Annotated in this window: 17 protein-coding genes and 2 pseudogenes; 11 read left to right on the top strand and 8 right to left on the bottom strand. The window is 53.6% G+C overall.

Annotated elements, in window-relative coordinates; translation table 11 throughout:
• Positions 1–61: 61 nt before the first annotated feature.
• The gene (locus tag K1V27_RS02765) at positions 62–490 is read right to left on the bottom strand and encodes an NIL domain-containing protein (protein WP_258927988.1); all 429 of its coding nucleotides are present in this window, start codon (positions 488–490) and stop codon (positions 62–64) included.
• A 175-nt stretch (positions 491–665) separates the two neighbouring features.
• On the opposite strand from K1V27_RS02765, the gene K1V27_RS02760 reads away from it, so the two are divergent.
• The gene (locus K1V27_RS02760; protein ID WP_258927987.1) at positions 666–1,784 is read left to right on the top strand and encodes a M24 family metallopeptidase; all 1,119 of its coding nucleotides are present in this window, start codon (positions 666–668) and stop codon (positions 1,782–1,784) included.
• 25 nt (positions 1,785–1,809) lie between these two features.
• On the opposite strand, the gene K1V27_RS02755 is transcribed toward K1V27_RS02760, so the two are convergent.
• The 3 genes from K1V27_RS02755 to K1V27_RS02745 form a co-directional block, all read right to left on the bottom strand.
• A complete protein-coding gene (locus tag K1V27_RS02755; RefSeq protein WP_258927986.1) occupies positions 1,810–2,829 on the bottom strand; it encodes an NAD-dependent epimerase in 1,020 nt (339 codons plus the stop codon).
• Between the two features lie 50 nt (positions 2,830–2,879).
• Positions 2,880–3,350, bottom strand: a complete 471-nt coding sequence (locus K1V27_RS02750; RefSeq protein ID WP_258927985.1) for a universal stress protein — start codon at positions 3,348–3,350, stop codon at positions 2,880–2,882.
• A gap of 67 nt (positions 3,351–3,417) precedes the next feature.
• On the bottom strand, positions 3,418–3,906 hold the full coding sequence (locus tag K1V27_RS02745) for a universal stress protein (protein WP_258927984.1): 489 nt from the start codon (positions 3,904–3,906) through the stop codon (positions 3,418–3,420).
• A 538-nt stretch (positions 3,907–4,444) separates the two neighbouring features.
• On the opposite strand from K1V27_RS02745, the gene K1V27_RS02740 reads away from it, so the two are divergent.
• From K1V27_RS02740 to nadC, 9 genes are all read left to right on the top strand, one after another.
• Positions 4,445–4,612 carry a hypothetical protein gene (locus tag K1V27_RS02740; protein ID WP_258927983.1) on the top strand — a complete coding sequence of 56 codons (168 nt, stop codon included), beginning with the start codon at positions 4,445–4,447 and terminating at the stop codon, positions 4,610–4,612.
• 89 nt (positions 4,613–4,701) lie between these two features.
• Positions 4,702–5,760, top strand: coding sequence for an FtsH protease activity modulator HflK (hflK, locus tag K1V27_RS02735; protein WP_258927982.1), 1,059 nt, complete (start codon positions 4,702–4,704; stop codon positions 5,758–5,760).
• A gap of 88 nt (positions 5,761–5,848) precedes the next feature.
• Positions 5,849–6,832 (top strand): protease modulator HflC, encoded by a 984-nt coding sequence (gene hflC / locus K1V27_RS02730; RefSeq protein ID WP_258927981.1) that lies wholly within the window; start codon positions 5,849–5,851, stop codon positions 6,830–6,832.
• 16 nt (positions 6,833–6,848) lie between these two features.
• Positions 6,849–8,063, top strand: a complete 1,215-nt coding sequence (locus K1V27_RS02725) for a glycosyltransferase (RefSeq protein WP_258927980.1) — start codon at positions 6,849–6,851, stop codon at positions 8,061–8,063.
• 19 nt (positions 8,064–8,082) lie between these two features.
• Positions 8,083–8,445: a response regulator gene (locus tag K1V27_RS02720; RefSeq protein WP_258927979.1), complete on the top strand. Its 363-nt coding sequence runs from the start codon at positions 8,083–8,085 to the stop codon at positions 8,443–8,445.
• Positions 8,446–8,513: 68 nt separating this feature from the next.
• Positions 8,514–10,028 (top strand): ArnT family glycosyltransferase, encoded by a 1,515-nt coding sequence (locus K1V27_RS02715; RefSeq protein ID WP_258927978.1) that lies wholly within the window; start codon positions 8,514–8,516, stop codon positions 10,026–10,028.
• Between the two features lie 324 nt (positions 10,029–10,352).
• Positions 10,353–10,970, top strand: coding sequence for a hypothetical protein (locus K1V27_RS02710; protein ID WP_258927977.1), 618 nt, complete (start codon positions 10,353–10,355; stop codon positions 10,968–10,970).
• Between the two features lie 11 nt (positions 10,971–10,981).
• Positions 10,982–13,660, top strand: a complete 2,679-nt coding sequence (locus tag K1V27_RS02705) for a valine--tRNA ligase (protein WP_258927976.1) — start codon at positions 10,982–10,984, stop codon at positions 13,658–13,660.
• Between the two features lies 1 nt (position 13,661).
• Positions 13,662–14,501, top strand: a complete 840-nt coding sequence (gene nadC / locus K1V27_RS02700) for a carboxylating nicotinate-nucleotide diphosphorylase (protein ID WP_258927975.1) — start codon at positions 13,662–13,664, stop codon at positions 14,499–14,501.
• 52 nt (positions 14,502–14,553) lie between these two features.
• On the opposite strand, the gene K1V27_RS02695 is transcribed toward nadC, so the two are convergent.
• Positions 14,554–14,925 (bottom strand): YkgJ family cysteine cluster protein, encoded by a 372-nt coding sequence (locus K1V27_RS02695; RefSeq protein WP_258927974.1) that lies wholly within the window; start codon positions 14,923–14,925, stop codon positions 14,554–14,556.
• A 1,045-nt stretch (positions 14,926–15,970) separates the two neighbouring features.
• On the opposite strand from K1V27_RS02695, the gene K1V27_RS02690 reads away from it, so the two are divergent.
• On the top strand, positions 15,971–16,435 hold the full coding sequence (locus K1V27_RS02690; RefSeq protein ID WP_258927973.1) for a nucleotidyltransferase family protein: 465 nt from the start codon (positions 15,971–15,973) through the stop codon (positions 16,433–16,435).
• 42 nt (positions 16,436–16,477) lie between these two features.
• Here K1V27_RS02690 and K1V27_RS02685 read toward each other — a convergent pair whose 3' ends face one another.
• From K1V27_RS02685 to K1V27_RS22715, 3 genes and pseudogenes are all read right to left on the bottom strand, one after another.
• A complete protein-coding gene (locus K1V27_RS02685; protein ID WP_258928026.1) occupies positions 16,478–16,954 on the bottom strand; it encodes a DUF2092 domain-containing protein in 477 nt (158 codons plus the stop codon).
• 4 nt (positions 16,955–16,958) lie between these two features.
• Positions 16,959–17,501, bottom strand: a pseudogene (locus K1V27_RS02680) (type I glyceraldehyde-3-phosphate dehydrogenase); the annotation flags it as partial.
• A pseudogene (locus tag K1V27_RS22715) lies at positions 17,497–17,844 on the bottom strand (6-phosphofructokinase); the annotation flags it as partial. The pseudogenes K1V27_RS22715 and K1V27_RS02680, both read right to left, overlap by 5 nt.
• Positions 17,845–17,933: the final 89 nt, after the last annotated feature.

Genomic DNA, 17,933 nt, shown 5'->3' with positions numbered 1-17,933 from the left:
GCTCCTTGCCGATCTCCGGTCAGGTATTGATAAGGCGTCTCCGCCTGGCGGGCCTGAACTTTCAGTCCATGGCAATGTTCTTGTCAAAGGTCACTATCATGGCTCTGGAAGGGCACGCCTTGACACATAACTCACACGCACTGCAGCGTTCGGATTCAAAAAGAACGCACATTTCCGGCCGTTGAATGTGCAACGCTCCGGTGGGGCAAATGGCGGTGCAGGCGCCACACTGGTAGCATTTTTCTTCGTCCCTTCGAATCGCCTGCGCGATGGACTCGACAACCACGCCGATATCCTTGAGATATTGCACTCCGGCGTGAAAGTCGTCGCGGTTGCCGCGCAGTTCAAGCACCACCATGCCTTCTTTTCGCGGGTAAATTTGAGCCTTCAGGATATTGAAGGTCAAATTATAATTGCGCACCAAATTGGTTATGATCGGCTTGTCTACGATTTCTCTGGAAAAACGTAGAACCAGCATTCTTGCAAGCATGCGGGAGGCTCCTTATCATCAGCAGAAAATATGTAAACCTACCAAAAATAACACTTTGTGATTAAAATTCCCAACGTTTTGTCGGTGTTTTTTTGTGGATGGGGTTGTATTCTCGTTACCCGCAGATGCCATGCCGCCTGAGCGTCATCGTGCCGCAGAGAGGAGCAGGAAACGGATGAAGAGTGCCGTAGTGAACAGAATGGGCAAGCTTAGAGAGTTGATGGTGGAGGAGCGGTTGGATGCTTTCCTGGTTGCGGTTCCTGAAAACCGATACTACCTGAGCGGCTATCAGGCTGAAGACATGAATCTGGTGGAAAGTTCAGGATACCTGTTGATTTCCCAATCCAGGCAGCTGCTTTTGACCGATTTCCGCTATCAGGAGGAGGCCGGGCAGGATGCACCGGAGTTCGAACTGGTCGTCTACAGAGAGGGGCTCCGCCAGGTGCTGCCTGAACTGCTGCGCGACCTCCAGGTGAAAAGACTCGGAGTCGAGGGGCACTATTGCACTCACAGCCTTTACCTGGACGTTGAAGAAGCTCTCAAGGAAGTCTTCCCCGGAGCCGTCACGCTGTCTGTCGAGGGGCTGGTCGAGCGGTTGAGGGTGATCAAGGAACCGGAAGAAATGGATCGCATCAGAGACTCCCTGGCTCTGACGGAAAAGACCCTGGACGCCGTTTGGCACATGTTGAAGCCGGGCTTGACGGAAAAGGAAGTCGCCTGGAAAATTGAAGTGCTCATCCGCGAAGGCGGCGGCCAAGGTGTTTCCTTCCCTCCCATAGTGGCCAGCGGGCCCAACGCCGCCTTACCGCATGCAGTGCCGACCGATCGCAAAATTCAGGCGCAAGACCCGGTCATCCTGGATTTGGGGTCAAAATTGCGCCACTATTGTTCCGACATGACAAGAACCTGGACCGCGGGAGCGCCGCAGGAAAAATTGCGCGCCATTTACCATATTGTGCGCGAGGCGCAGCTCGCCGCCCAGCAACTCATCAGGCCCGGGGTGGACGCGGGGGAGGTCGATGCCGCCGCCAGGAGCGTCATCGAGCAGGCGGGGTACGGTGACTACTTCGGGCATGGACTGGGTCATGGAGTCGGCCTTGCGGTGCACGAGCAGCCAAGGCTGAGAAAGAAGAAAGGCCGGCTCCTGGCAGAGAATATGGTGGTCACCGTCGAGCCCGGCATTTATGTGCCCGGGTTTGGCGGCGTTCGGCTGGAAAATATGGTGCGGGTCACGCACACTGGCTGCGAAGTGCTCAATCACCTGGACCTGTTTTACCCTTGGCAGAGCAGTTGACGAGTGAGGCGCGGCCGATGAGAGCTCAGACTCGGTAGTATTCTTTGTACCACGCTATGAAGCGGCGAACGCCCTGGCGAATGTCGGTTTGAGGTCTGAACCCCAAGTCTCGGGTTAGGTCGTCAATGTCGGCATAGGTTGCGGGCACGTCGCCGGGCTGCATGGGCAGGTACTCCTTTTTGGCCCCAATTCCGAGCGCCTCTTCAATGGCTTCGACAAATTCCATCAACTCCACAGGCTGATTGTTGCCAATATTGTAGATGCGATAGGGAGCATAACTCGTGCCTGGATCGGGCGTTTCCGAGTTCCAACCGGGGTTCGGCCGGGGCGGGTTTTCCATCACCCGCAGCACGCCCCCGATGATGTCATCGATGTAGGTGAAATCTCGGCGCATTTTGCCGTGATTGAAGACTTGGATGGGTTGTCCCTCCAACATCGCCCGGGTGAATAGGAACAATGCCATGTCGGGTCTTCCCCACGGGCCGTAGACGGTGAAGAAACGCAGCCCCGTGCAGGGCAGTCCATACAGGTGCGCATAGGTATGAGCCATGAGCTCATTGGCTTTTTTGGTCGCGGCATAGAGTGACACCGGATGGTCCACATTCTGATGCACCGAGAACGGCATGGCCGTGTTGGCGCCGTAAACGGAGCTCGAGGAAGCAAACACCAGGTGCTTTACCAAAGCATGCCGGCATCCTTCGAGGATGTTGACAAAACCGACCAGGTTGCTGTCGACATAAGCATGGGGGTGGGTGAGAGAGTACCTGACGCCGGCCTGGGCCGCAAGATGCACAACGATTTCGAAGCGCACCTGCTGAAAAAGGGATTCCATCGAGGGGCGATCTTCAAGACTGACCCGCTGAAATTGAAAATCAGGGAATTGTTCAAGCTGTTTCAAGCGGTCCAGCTTCAACCTGACGTCGTAGTAGTCGTTGATATTATCGAGTCCGATGACGGGTGTGCCGCTCTTAAGCAGGCGCAACGCCAGATGGTAGCCGATAAATCCTGCCGCACCGGTGATCAGTACAGGTTGGTCACTATGCATTTGTGGGACGTCCTGATTCGCACATGGGTTGCCCATACCACAGGGAAAGCTCATTCAGCTTTGCCCTGCGGCCTCACTGTCAGTACCGAACAGGGCGATTTGCGCACCACCCGATCCGCCGTGCTGCCAAACAGTACATGGGCGAGTCCGGTCAATCCATGGGACCCCATGACGATCAGATCAATGGCCTTCTCTTTCACCAGCCGGATGATCTCGGTGGAAGCATAGCCGGACAGCAGCTGAATTTCATAAGTTTGCTTCTCCTTCAGCCGGTCTACATAGCGGCTTTGTATGGATTCGCGCGAAGCCTTGGAGACCTGTTCAATGAATTCCGGCTGATACTCGATCGGCATGTACGTCGAGTGAATGGGGGGAGAAAGAGCAAAATCCACCATCACGTGCACGATATGCAGGGTGGCCGCATAATGCCATGCCAAGTCTTTGGCGACACTGAAGGCCAGGTCCGCATTTTCTGAAAAGTCGGTGCAGAAAGCGATTTGCTTGAAAGTATGGTTTGTCATGGCGACCTCCATTGAATTCAGTGCGAAAATATTCCATTCAAATGGGCAATGGCCGGCCTTGAACCTCTCAGTCGTCCACCACCCACACGGTCATGTTGCGTGCGAATTTGGTGACCGTGTTGGAAACGCTGCCAAGAAAAAATTCCTTTACGCGCCCCAGCCCGCGGCGGCCCAATACGATGGTTGAACATTGCAGCGCCTTGGCCTCGTTCAAAATCACCTGGGCAACCTCGGCAAATTGTACGCTGTAGTGTGTGCGAATCTGCTCTTCGGGGAATCCTCCTTCCAGCAACAGCAGCCTGGCTTGATGGAAGGTATCGAGCATCCTCTGCTCGTTCTCGGCAGTCCAAAAATACCCGCTGAGGTGCGGCTGTTCCTCGTGGATCCTCTCGATGCGGCGCACCTCTTCTTTTTTGAGCAAATTGGGTGACGCCGTGTCCAGGACATGAAAAAGAGTCAACTGGACGTGTTTGACACCTTTCAACGTTCGGTTCAGGTAGTGAATGCTCTTGAGAGAACCCGGTGTGTCATCGAGTGCGACAATAAAATGTTCCATGCTGCTTTTCTTTCGTCATTTCCTTGAAGTGGCCGGCAAGGAGCCCGTCCCAAACACTCTTCTGCCCGCCTTGGTTGGGCGGACAGGGGCCGTCTCAAAAGCGTTGACCGCGTTCATCCAGCCGGAACCAGCCGGGCTGCATTCCAACTGTTGGCCATTCTTATACATCCGGGCAGCACAACAACGCAATAGTATACTTGTTGAGGGAAGAGACATGCATTTCCATGCGGGCAGTCACTGATGGGTAGAGCGAAGCGAAACCCATCAACAAGGCCTGCAATGAAACATCTAATGTTTAACCGGTATAACTTCTTTGGCTGACCTGAGCGTCATGCTCCAACAAGTCCGGGTACGCACGGTCTGCTCGCTTTGTTCCTCCTGCCGCAAGACTGAGAAATTTTGGATAATCTTGACATTGTACCCGTGCCCCGATAGGATAGCGTGATTTCTATGGGTGTTCAGCGGGATCGGTCAAAACTGCAGAGGAATGATTTGAGGACCGGGTGGCGTTCCACCAGGGTCTGGGTTGTGAAGCGGTATGAAGCCAAAAGTTCTCGTCATGAGGGTTATTCTTGGCCTTTTCTTTGCGTTTCTGCTGGCCCGCTTTTTCTTTCCTGCCGGCGGGCCCGCAACAATAATTTTAGCAGCGCTGGTGCTGGTTTTCTTTGCCTATGTGTTTGAAGCGATACACCGGCGTGAAAAGTAGCTGAATCGATTCGATGGTTGTGGCAGCAGGAATCGTTTTGATCCTCATGCAACGCAGTGGTGAGGATAAATTTTTTTTGAGGAGAGAATATGGATTGGGACAGACAGCCTCACAGGGGTCCGGGACCTGGGAACATCCAAGATCTCGAAGAGGTGCTCAGGCGGCTCAAAGACCGCTATGATTTTTCGAAATTTCCACGCGGTTCCATTGTGTGGATAGCAGTGCTCGTTGTTCTAATTTTGATCGGCTTCAACTCCTATTACACCGTTGATCCACAGGAAACGGCGGTCGTCCAGCGTTTCGGTAAATTCGTGCGGACCGCGGATGCCGGCCTGCATTTTAAGATCCCCTTCGGAATCGAGACGGTGCGCAAGGTTGTGACCGGACGTGTGCTGCAGCGCGAATACGGATATCGAACCATTGAGCCCGGTGCACGTTCCCGTCTGGTAGAAAAGGGTTACGAAGAGGAAGCTCGGATGCTGAGCGGCGATCTTAACGTCATCGACCTGCAGTGGACAGTCCAATATAAGATACAAGACCCCATGGATTATCTGTTTCAGGTGCAGGATGTGGAAGCGACGCTGGATGACATATCCGAATCGGTCATGCGCCGAATCGTGGGAAACCGGTATGTGGACGAAGTGCTCACCGTGGGCAGGGCTTCCGTCGCGGACATGGCTGCAGTCGAGATTCAGGAGATCATGAATCAGTACAAGACCGGCTTGGAGATCACGATGGTCAAGCTCCAGAACGCCAATCCTCCTGATCCTGTAAAACAGGCATTCAATGAGGTCAACGAAGCCCAGCAGGAAAAGGAGCGCATGATCAATGAGGCCCAGCAGGTATACAACCAGAAGATTCCGCGGGCCAAAGGGGAGGCACGGCAAAGAATAACTCAGGCGGAAGGCTATGCCTTGGAGAGAATCAACAAAGCACAGGGAGAAGTGGCCCGTTTTTCCGACATTCTGACCGAATATGAGAAGGCGCCGGATGTCACGCGCAGCCGCATGTACCTGGAGGCCTTCGCCGATTTTAACAGCAAGATAGACCGCATGATCGTCATTGATGAGAGTCAGCAAAATCTGTTGCCTCTTTTTGACATCGGCAAAATGTCCGCCCAGGACGTGCCCGCAGTGGACGCTCAATAGTCGGCAGTCGACAAATTTTGTGAAGACTCTTTGACCCAATTGAAGCAGTAGAGAGTTTTCTGCGGCTCGGAGGGAGAAAAGGAATTAAATGCTTGCGAAGGGAACAGGGGTAGTAGCGATCATTGTTGTTGCGGTGGTGGGCCTGTTTGCAGCCACTGCGCTTTTTGTGGTGGATGAGACCAAGCAGGTGGTCATCACGCAGCTCGGGAGGCCGGTCGGCGAACCGATTACCGAGGCGGGGCTGCATTTCAAGATACCTGTGATACAAAAAGCCAATTATTTCGAAAAGCGGGTGATGAAATGGGATGGAAGTCCGAATCAAATCCCCACCAAGGACAAAAAATACATCTGGGTGGACACCACGGCCCGCTGGCGCATTCAGGATCCGTTACTGTTTCTGAAACGGATGGGTTCCAATGCGACCGCTCTCAGCCGCCTGGACGGCATCATTGATTCCGTTGTGCGTGATCGGGTTTCCAACAACAACCTGGAAGAGCTGGTTCGCAGTGAAGGTTGGGAGGAGGCCCGGCAGAAACTGATGGAGGCGGGCTTGCCCGACCTGCAGTTCCTGGGCGCTTTCCGCGAATCCCAGGGAGATAAGCTGATCAAGGGCCGCGAAAAGATAACTCGCGAAATGGTCGCCGATGCTTCCCGGCTGGTGCCCGAGTTCGGCATTGAGCTGCTGGATATTCGCATCAAGCGCATCAATTATGTTGACTCGGTCCAGGAAAAGGTTTTCGAGCGGATGATTTCGGAGCGGCAGCGCATCGCCTCTCAGTATCGGTCTGAAGGAGAAGGTGAACGAGCTGCGGTTCTGGGGCAAATGGAGCGGGAATTGGCCAAGATCACTTCCGAAGCATTTCGCACGTCCCAGGAGATCCGAGGCAAAGCGGACGCAGAGGCCACCTCGATTTATGCAAGGGCCTTCGGAAAAGACATTGAATTTTTTGAGTTCTACCGCACTCTGGATTTTTATAAGAATTTCAACAATCCCAAAAGCTCCTTTGTTCTGACGACTGATGCGGATATTTTCAAATATCTCAAAAACAGTGCGGGAACATCGAGGGAGTAGAGCAGGAGGAGGAGCTGTGGCATTCTACGAGGAGAACCCCCGGAATATTAGCAAGGCGGACATAGTGGTGGCTATCCCGTCGTTCAACGAGGCGGAGACCATCGGGTCCGTGGCTGAACAGGCGGGTGCGGGGTTGGTCGAGTTCTTTGGCGATTTGCAGGGCGTACTGATCAACTGCGACAATCATTCAACGGACGGAACCAAAGACGCCTTCCTGAAAGCTGCGGGCGAGGTGCCCAAGATATACCTGTCTACGCCGGAGGATCAGAGGGGAAAAGGCAACAACCTGCGCAATCTGTTTGAAAAGGTGCGGGAACTGGAGGCGAAGACGGTTGTAGTCATCGAAGCGGATGTCAAGAACCTGGCGCCCTATTGGATCAGAAATCTTGGGCAGCCTATAGTGAAGGGTGCCGGCTACGTGTGCCCGCTCTATGTGCGACACAAATATGAGGGGACTTTAACGAGCTCCCTCGTTTATCCTCTCACGCGCTGCCTTTACGGGCGGCGGGTGAGACAGCCGGACGCCGGGGATTTCGGCTTCAGGGGTGAGCTGGTGAACCAATTCCTGGATTCTCCCGTCTGGACGGAATCCATCGAACATTTCGGAGTGGACATCTGGATGACCACCGTCGCCCTGAATGCTCGAATGCCCATCTATCAGTCATTTATGGGTAGTCCCAAGATCCACCGGGTGAAAGACCCCTATGCGCAATTGAGTGTTCTTTTCAGGCAGATTGTGAGTGCCATGTTTGACCTTATGGCGGTTTATTCCGACTTTTGGCGCATGGTCAAATGGAGTAAGCCGACCGCACTGTTTGGCATGGACGCTCAGGAAGTGGCCACGCCGGTACCTGTTGAAATCAATATGAATAAGTTGCATGAGAGGTTTCTCAAGGGCTTTGATGATCATTTCGCCCTGTGGGAAGCCCAATTTGATCAGACCCACGTCAATAAGCTGCAGGAAATCCGCAGCCTGGGCCTGCAACATTTTTCCTTCCCGGGTCAAACCTGGGCCCGAATATTGTTTGAAGCCTTCAAAGCCTATTCGGCCATGCAGGGAGAGCAGCGTGCCAACCTCATCGATTCTCTGCTGCCTCTCTATTTGGGCAAGGTATTGTCCTTCGTTAAGAAGACCGAGAGAATGTCGTTGCAGCAGGCCGAAGAATATGTAGAAAATGAGTGCATGGTTTTTGAAGAAAATAAACCCTATTTAGTGAAAATAATGGAATAAAAAGGTGGAGGATAGTGAAATGCCCAAGATTCTGGTTGTCGATGACGAAGAACACATTAGGCTGCTCTACTCTGAGGAATTAAAGGAAGCGGGCTACGAGGTGATTACCGCAGACAGTGGATATAAGCTGCTGGAGCGGATCGAGGAAGAGAAGCCGGACCTGGTGATTCTCGATATCAAAATGGTGGACTACAACGGTCTTGATTTGCTGCAGGACATTCGCAACCAGTACTACGATCTGCCGGTAATACTGTCCACCGCATATGACACGTTCAAGGAAGACATGAAGTCCATTGCAGCTGACTTCTATGTGGTAAAAAGCTTTGATTTAACAGAGCTTAAGAAAAAAATTGCAATGGCTCTTGAAACACGACTGCCTTAGGGCGTGTGCTGCTGAAATCCGGATTCCCGATACCCGATGGGCCAATGGCTTTGCCTGGGGACGACGGCTTGAATTCTTCAAGCAACATCCATAGCAACACTCCCTGTGTATCCTCAACCGATCAGATCATCTCGCAACGGTTTCTCATTGGGCTGCTTTGTTACTTTGCAGCCCACATATTTTTGCGCACCGTGGTGTCGTCGTCTCTGGAGACGGATGAAGCGGAGCAGGTTTTGTTCTCCCAATGGCTGCGCGCCAGTTATCTTTCCAAGCCTCCTTTGTATACCTGGCTGCAAATTTTGTTTTTTAAGCTGTTCGGCACCAATGTGTTGGCGTTGAGCTTGCTGAAAAACGGTCTCCTGTTCTCGACCTATGCCTTTGTGTTTGCCGGCGCACGCCTGCTTTTCAATGATGCCCGCTTGGCTGTCCTGGCGACCCTGTCCCTATTGTTGATTCCTCAGATATCCTGGGAATCGCAAAGGGATCTCACCCATTCGATACTGGTTACGGCTCTGAGCGCCATGAGCTTTTACGTTGTCTTGCGGCTGCTGCAGTCTCAATGCAGCAGAGATTATGTCTGGCTGGGGGTGGCCATCGGGTTCGGCACCCTGGCCAAATACAATTTTGCATTGTTTATCGCGGCTGTTCTGATCACGCTCTTGACCTACGCACGCGGGCGCTCGGTGCTGTCCGATCGACGGGCATTGCTGACTCTTGCGGCTGTGCTGATTATTGTGCTGCCCTATGCGGGGTGGGTTGTTTTCCATCTGGATTCCGTCACTTCGTCTCTGCATGACCTCGACATCGGCCCGAGCAATTATTTTGTCAAAGGGACAGGGCGTCTGATCTATGTCACACTTATGTTTCTCGGTCCCCTCTGTTTGGTCTACCTGCTGCTTTTCCCCCGCGGGTTCTCCATGATTCTGCGCCATCACCCCATGCACAGGACTTCTTTTCCGGTGCAACGCTACTTCCTGGCGCTCTTCTGCCTGTTGTGGGTCATGATTTTGGTCTGGCGCGTCACCTACTTTAAGGATCGCTGGATGCAACCGTTGTTTTTCCTCTTCCCCCTCTATTTTTTCACCTATGTCAAGGATACTTCCTCCCACCCCAGGGCGTCGCGCGTCTTTCTGGCCCTGGCCCTGTTGACCGCTTCCACGATTCTGGTGATGATGCCTGCAAGAATAGTCCTGGGGCCTTCTCTGGGCTATTACACAGCGTTTAATTTTCCCTATGCTGCGTTGGCGGACAAAATAGAGGAGCAGTGCTCGGTTCCGAATATGATTTTGGCCGACAGTCAGCTGGATGCCGGCAACATCCGATTACAACTGCCTGATAGCCTGGTCTTGGCATCCAACCTCACCGGGCTTGACAGCGACAGAAGATCTGCAGAAGGGTGCCTGGTAGCCTTTTGGAAAAGCACAAAGACGGACGGGATGCCCGACAGATTGAAAACATTTCTGCGCAACGAGGTGCGGGTCGCCCCGCATCAATTCAATATTGTCTATCACGACCTGCCTTACAAGTATGCCGATAAAGAGCATGTGCGGGTGGGAATTGCCGTCATGCAACCGCCGGATTGACAGGAAGGTGGTGGAAGACAAATATGCGGCCGACGGCGATTTCTATTTTGACAAGTTTGCGGGCATCCGGCAAAGTAACCTCTTTTGGCAGGCATGAAAGGGGCCCGGGACATCGATGATGGCAAAGGCCGCTTGCTGCTTTAATGCCTTACGGCAGTCAGACCTGCCTGTCATGTTGCCTGATGTTCGACCTTTCGGGGGCGGGACCCGGCGGCGGGAATTGGATTCATCCGGCGGGGATGCACGGCCGGGAGGATATGGTTTCTTTGTATCAGTTGCGAGGCGGCTCTGGGATGCCGGAGCTGCGAATGAGAGAGTCATGCCATGAAAAAACCCAAACGGCCCGGCGAGTGGCAGGATTATGAAGTGGACCCGAGGGCGCAGGCCAGTTTTGATCTTGACCTTGATGACGGCGAAGAGATCATCGAGCTGGAGGATGTTCTGGAAATAGCGGAAGAGCCAGTCCCTCCTGGCGAGGTGGGTGCAGAGACCGACTCGGAACTGGACCTGCAGGAGATCGAACTGGATTTCGAGAGTGATGAAGAGTTGTTTCTGGAGGACGACCTGGGCGGGTTCTCTTTCGAAGAGGAAAACATCCGGGACGCTCATCGGAAGCAGTCCATGGATGCGTCGCAAAGCATCGCTCCCGAGCAGGAATCCGAGCTGCCCTCTGAGTTGACAAGGGAGGAGTTCCCCGCCCCGGTGAGCGAAGCGATCAAAATCGAGCCCGGGGGCCATGCGTCATTGCATGTCGCTCCGTCTGAGGAGGGCGATACAGGCAATGAGAAGATCTCGATAGAGGATTTTGTCGCTCAAATTGAGGATCGTTTGCTCGAGGCACTCAAGCAAATGGTCGAATCCAGACTGCCTGACATTGTTCGCAGCGTGTTGCGCGAAGAGATTGATCGTCTGCAGCAGGAGTTGGGAAAAGAAAAACCATAGGGAGTGTTTAGATGAAAGAAGGCGGTCTGCCTAAAGCTTATGAATTCAAAGAAGTGGAACGGCATTGCTATGCGTATTGGGAGCAGCAAGGTTTTTTCCATGCGGACGTGAAGAGCCCCAAGCCACCTTTCAGTATTGTGATTCCACCGCCAAATGTAACGGGTCAGTTGCACATGGGACATGCACTGAACAATGCACTGCAGGATATTCTGTGCCGCTACAAGCGGTTGAAGGGGTTCGAGGTTCTGTGGATGCCCGGCACGGATCACGCCGGCATCGCCACGCAGAATGTGGTAGAGCGCCAACTGGCCGAAGCCGGGCTGTCGCGACACGAATTGGGTAGAGAGAAATTCCTCGAAAGAGTCTGGCAATGGAGGGAAAAATACGGTGGTATCATCATCAAGCAGTTGAAGCATTTGGGTGCTTCCTGCGACTGGCAGCGGGAGCGCTTCACCATGGACGAAGGGTTGTCGCGAGCGGTGCGCCAGGTTTTTGTGAGGCTACATGAGGAGGGGCTGATATACCGCGGCAAGCGGATGATCAACTGGTGCCCCCGCTGCATGACTGCGCTGGCAAATATTGAAGTGGAGGGAGAGGAGCTCGACGGGCGTCTCTACCTGATCCGTTATCCCCTGGAAAACGGGGAGGGTGGCCTGGTGGTCGCCACCACCCGTCCCGAAACCATGCTGGGCGACACCGCCGTGGCCGTCCACCCGGAAGACCCCAGATACAGTGCATATGTTGGCAAGACGGTCATCCTTCCGCTGGTGGAGAGACCTATTCCGGTCATTGCCGACACCTATGTGGACCGGGAATTTGGAACGGGTGCTCTCAAAATTACCCCTGCCCATGACTTCAACGACTTTGAAATTGGCCGTCAGCATCAGCTCGACCTCGTCCAGGTCATCGGCGAAAACGGCATCATGACCGAGGCGGCTGGATCTTATGCGGGGCTGGAGCGCAATGCGTGCCGCAAGCAAATCGTGCAGGATCTCGAAAAGGGCGGATTTCTCGTCAAGATCGAAGATTACAAGCATCGGGTGGGGCATTGCTACCGGTGCAAGAGCGCGGTCGAGCCGATGCAGTCTCTACAGTGGTTTGTGGCGACTCAACCGCTGGCCGCAAAGGCGATGGCCGCGGTGCGAGAGGGTGAAACCAGGATCATTCCGGACAAATGGGAAAAAGACTATTTCGGCTGGCTGGAAAATGTCGAGGACTGGTGTGTGAGCCGGCAAATCTGGTGGGGACACAGGATCCCTGCCTGGTATTGTGACGATTGCGGCGAAATCATTGTTTCCATTGAAGACCCGTCCACCTGCGCCAGATGTGGAGGATCGCGCCTCGAGCAGGATGCGGATGTGTTGGATACCTGGTTCAGTTCGGCCCTGTGGCCCTTTTCCACCCTCGGCTGGCCGGACGAAACGGAGGAGCTGAAAAAGTTCTATCCGACCGCCGTGCTGGTCACGGGTTTTGACATTCTATTTTTCTGGGTGGCCCGCATGATGATGATGGGCATTCACTTCATGGGGCAGGTGCCCTTCCGCGAAGTCTACGTTCATGCCCTGGTACGCGATGCCCAGGGGCAGAAGATGAGCAAGTCCAAGGGCAATGTGATCGATCCGCTGGTCATTATGGATCAGTACGGCACTGATGCTTTGAGGTTCACTCTGACAGCCCTTGCAGTGCAGGGACGGGATGTCAAGCTTTCCGAGGAACGGATTGAAGGGTATCGCCATTTTGTCAATAAGTTGTGGAACGCGTCCCGCCTGGTACTGATGAATTTGCAGGGAACAACAGAGTTGGCGGAGATCCCGCAGCGTCCCGAAGGACTCATGCACCGCTGGATGCTCAGTCGCTTGCAGCGGGTGATCGGGGAAGTCGAAGATGCCATGAACAACTTTCATTTCAATCAGTATGCTCAAACGCTCTACCATTTCGTGTGGCATGAATACTGCGACTGGTACCTGGAAATGATCAAACCCGATCTCTATGGGGACAATCGGGCGGCAAAAGCGCTGGCTCAATCGCTGGCCGCCAGGGTCCTGGAGAACATACTGATTCTGTTGCACCCTGTGATGCCTTTCGTCACCGAGGAGCTCTGGCAGAAGTTGCCGCAAGCGAAGGGTTCTGTGATGGCGGCCCGATTTCCGCTGGTGGAAAAGGCTCGGCTGGATACGCCGGCGGAAAATGAGATGGAAGTGGTCATGGGGGTGGTCAGTGGGATCAGAAATATCCGCGGAGAAATGAATGTTCCGCCCTCCATGCGGGTTGATGTCTTTTGCTTGTGCGAACAGGAGGCGGAGACCACTCTGCTGAGCAATTACGCCGGGACCATAAGGGATCTCGCCAGGCTGGAACATCTTCGCATCGGCAGGACAGGAGAATTGAACAAGCCGCGTGTTGCCGCCGGCACCGTGGTCAAAGGCATCGAAGTCTGTGTCGTGCTGCAGGATATTCTGGATTTTGACAGTGAATCAAAACGGCTGCAGAAAGAATTGGGGAAATTGGAAAAAGAGTATGGTGTGATCCGGAAAAAATTGTCGAACGAGGATTTCCTTTCCAAGGCTCCTCCTGAAGTGGTTGAAAAGGAACGAGAAAAAGAGCAGCGTCTGGGGGAAAAAGTGGACAAGTTGCGCCATCACAGCGACATGATCCATGCCTTGAGGGAAACCGCTGCTGCAGGAGAATGATGTGGAGCAGTTGGACTTTTTGCTGCAGTTGGCTATCCAGGAAGACGTGGGCCACGGCGATGTGACCACCGCTTCGGTGGTCGAACAGGATGTGGAAGGGCGGGCGATGGTTTTGGGCAGGGAACCGTTCGTGCTGTCAGGGACTCGCGTTTTCCGGCGTATTTTCCAACTGCTCGACCCTGCGGTCCAAGTCGAGTGTTACTTTCGAGACGGCGAGACAATTCGACCGGAAATTCCAGTGCTTGTAGTGGAGGGTTCGCTGCAGGCCATATTGATGGGAGAACGAACCGCTCTGAATTTTTTGCAGCGAATGAGCGGAATAGCCACCCTCACCCATCGGATGGTGCAGGAAATTTCCGGTACCTCCTGCCGGCTTCTGGACACCCGCAAGACGACACCCTTGTGGCGCAAACTGGAAAAAGAAGCGGTGAGCCATGGAGGCGGAGCCAACCATCGGTTTGGATTGGCGGACGGAGTCTTGATCAAGGACAACCACATCGCGGCGGCGGGAGGAGTCCGGCAAGCCATCGAAAAAGCGCAGCAGCACGCTCCTCATACCCTGAAAATCGAGGTGGAGGTGGATGATCTGGATCAGTTTGATACGGCTCTGGGGGCGGGAGCCGACATCATCTTGCTCGATAACTTCTCGCTTGAGATGCTGCGCGAAGCGGTCCGGCGCAACGCCGGTCGAGCAGTCCTCGAGGCTTCAGGCGGGGTGGTCCTGGAGACGGTGAAAGCGATCGCCGCCACGGGGGTCGATTTCATCAGTTGCGGAGCCCTCACGCATTCGGCCAAATCCATCGATCTGACGATGGAAATCGAGTTTGCTTCATCCTCTTAGATAATGAATGAGCCGCCAAGCCGTTACCAATAGCGCGGGCAGACCGGGCAGTTCAATGCGTTGCGTCAAATCCTCTGCACCCTATCCGCTCGGCGTATTCCCGTTCCGACGGGAAGGATCGGCAGTGCCACGGCTTGGTGTCATGAATTGAGCAGATGAATTTGTGCTCGTCCGGCAATTCCAGCAGAAACGGGCAGCCGTCCAGATAAATTTCCGTACCCGGTTCAACCCACACGTTATACAGGCGGCGCTCATCGCCGTTCATGTCACATCCCAGGTCATTCACCGCCACAAACGCAAGGATGTCTTCTCTTCCTTCGAGCTGCCAGCGTCGGTAGTCCTCGTCGGTGGCATAATTTTGATATGCGCCGCGCAGTTTGCAGCACAGTCCGCATTGTCTGCAGTTGAATCCTTCCAATGGCACCCGGACATTCCTTTTTAGAAACTGATCTTGAGAGGGGGCTATTCTACACCAGACTGTGAGGGAAAAACCCGGCAAAACATCTTACTTACAGTCAAGCCGGCCATAAAGCAAACCTTTTGCGGCTGAGATCCGGTGCCCCTCCAACCAACGACATACCTCAAAATTTTCTCCTTGGGCCTAAAGATTGGATTAGGGTCAGAAACACACTGAACAAGTGCCGGTCCAAAATCTCTCCGAAAGCATCCAGAGACTACTTTCCCATCTTCGTAGTCTTATCTTGGTTTCATGGATGCCCAGGCTGGCTATGAGCCTTTTCCGGGCAAAAAAGAAGGCGTATGAACGGTCGCTTTCGTATCCACACTGATTCGTTAGGTTGCCGGGTCCATATCGGCAGTGCTGTTTACTTCCCTGATCTTTTCAAAGATCGCATCGGTTTCCGCCGTTTTTGGACTTTGCTATTGTCAACTGCGTAACCGGTAGTCATGACGCTCCAAAATGTTAGAAATGGTTCTCGGGGTCGGCAATGTCTCCTTGGACCACCCTTCCAAGTCCCTTAGATATAAAGGACGGTAGCCCATCATGGTGATGAGGCCTGCCTTGTCAGATGATCTGTAATGCGGTTTCACATGCTCGTGTTGAATTTCGACGCAATGATGCGGTAATATCCAAAGGCGAAAATCCTTGCACGAACGAATCCTTCTCGACGGAATTATCATTGATTGTCTGGGAGAATTGATTGATGGGTCGCAAATGGTTCACATCGTATGCATTCGAGATTTGCAGTAGGGGCGGTTCGCGAACCGCCCCTACGGGAAATCGCAAACCCCTCGGTCGTTTGATCGGAGCGTTTAAAACAATATCAACCAAACGCGTCAATGAAATCTACGGCATACCAGGCACAAAACTGTGGCAACGCAATTACTGGGAACACATCATTCGCAACGAATCGGAATGTAACCGGATCCGCGAATACATTCGCAACAACCCGACCCAATGGGAATTGGACGAATTGAATCCTGGTCGTCGGCCTGAAGGGGTGGCATAAATGGATATCTTGGAGGAACTGAAAGAGCTCATCATTAAGCTCAACGAAGAACAGATCGAATATGCCCTCTGCGGCGGGTTGGCAATGGCCATATACGCTTTGCCAAGGGCGACTCTCGACATTGACCTATTGATCGAATCGAGCTCACTTGATGCTGCGAGACGAGCCGTTCACGATTTGGGATTCAAGTTGGAATCTGCGCCGATGGAATTCCATGACGGAAAAGTCCATGTTCATCGGGTCAGCAAAATCGAGCCCAAAAGCGGAGAGATTCTGGTTTTGGATTTGCTGATCGTTACGCCCGAAATAAAGAACGCGTGGGACAGCCGCATGAAAGTTGAATGGGAACATGGTAGTATTGATGTCGTCTCGCCGGAAGGCTTAATCCTTCTCAAGTCATTTCGCAGAAGCGGCCAAGATCAGGATGATATTGATTTTTTAAGGAGCATTATTGATGAAGATTGATATGAGTCGGGTTGCGGTCACGCTCCGATTGAGGCAGGTCGCTCAACTCAGGCGAGCATGCCTGGAGCTTGCCAAGTCCAGTGCAAGTCTTGAGATTAGAAGGAGAAAGACAGGCAACAAATCGGTGCAGCGGACCTCGCTTGCGCTCGGCCGCTGACCTTCCCGTTCGGCAGTCGTGCTCCGCGGCACGGGTAAAGCGTCGGCTTCTGCCCAGAGCTGCCAGTCGCCGCCGGCGCTCTCAAAAGATAGATGGTGACAGTCAAAATCCTTAACGTTTTGCCGACCTAAGTCATTGGAATAAATAAGATATTCTTTGAGGGCAACCGCGGTGTCAGTGTCGAGAAAGTCGGCAGGGAGCAACTGCAGCTGATAAGTATTGATGATATAATTAAGGATTAGGTCGAAATTCCCTGGCACATCAATTTTGGAGTAAGTGTTTTCGCTTTCATCCAAGCGTACCCAAGACTTGCCATTGTACCAAACCCTGAACTTAATCGAGCGCTTCTGGGGATTTGCCAAAGAAAAGTTGGTCAAAAATGCTCGAATGACGGTTTCCGATGATATCGGTGGAAACCACGGGGTCCTCCTGATACTGAAGGATGTCCCTGAGATCTTCCACGGCGGCCTTTCGAACCGGTTCGTTCACTTCTTCTTTGGTCACTGCCTTGTTGAGCTCCACTGTGAGGTCCACCACACTTCCGTCCGGCACTGGGACACGCATCGCCATCCCGTCCAGCTTGCCCGCCAGTTCCGGAATGACTCGACCAATGGCGCGGGCCGCACCGGTCTCTGTTGGAATGATGTTCACGCTGGCATGACGAGAACGGCGGAAATCCTTGTGGGGTGCATCCACCAACCGCTGGTCGGCGGTGAGCGCATGTACGGTGGTCGGAAGCCCGCGCTTGATGCCGAAATCCCGATGCAACACCAAAGCGAGCGGTGCCGCACAGTTGGTGGTGCAACTGGCATTGCTGATGATCTTGGCTTCCTTGGTCAGCACATGATCATTTACGCCGAGTACCACGGTGCTCTCCAGAAAGTCCTGGCGCGGTACCGTCACGATCACGCAGAAATATCCCGATATCTCCAAACCGGATATTTCCAGAAGCGTCCGGCTGCTGCGTTTGTTGCATGGGGTCCTGACCTGCTCCTTCTCCCACCACGATGACCGCATGGCCTTTTTTGTCCAACCTCTTTTCAAGAGTTTCCAGAAAGCCCACGAGGGTGAATGGCAGTTCCGGCACCAAACAGTAATTCACATCGTTGTGGGCCAAGGCTGCGAATGCCGCAATGAAACCCGATTCGCGCCCCATGAGCTTCACCAGGCCGATGCCGTTCCTCGCTCCCTTTGCCTCCGTATGAGCCGAATTGATCGCAGCCCCGGCCTCGGTAACGGCCTTTTCAAAGCCAGGAAGGCTTTAAACGTAATGAAAAGGCTGGGCGCCTCAACAATCCCGAGTTCTACCGTCTCCAGGCGACGCGCCAATCGAGGTACAGA

Origin of the sequence: Desulfoferrobacter suflitae (genome assembly GCF_022603395.1) — a bacterium.
Taxonomy (GTDB): Bacteria; Desulfobacterota; Syntrophobacteria; order Syntrophobacterales; family Syntrophobacteraceae; genus Desulfoferrobacter; species Desulfoferrobacter suflitae.
The sequence above is the reverse complement of the archived record's forward strand: the minus strand, read 5'-3'. Positions and strand labels throughout refer to the sequence as shown.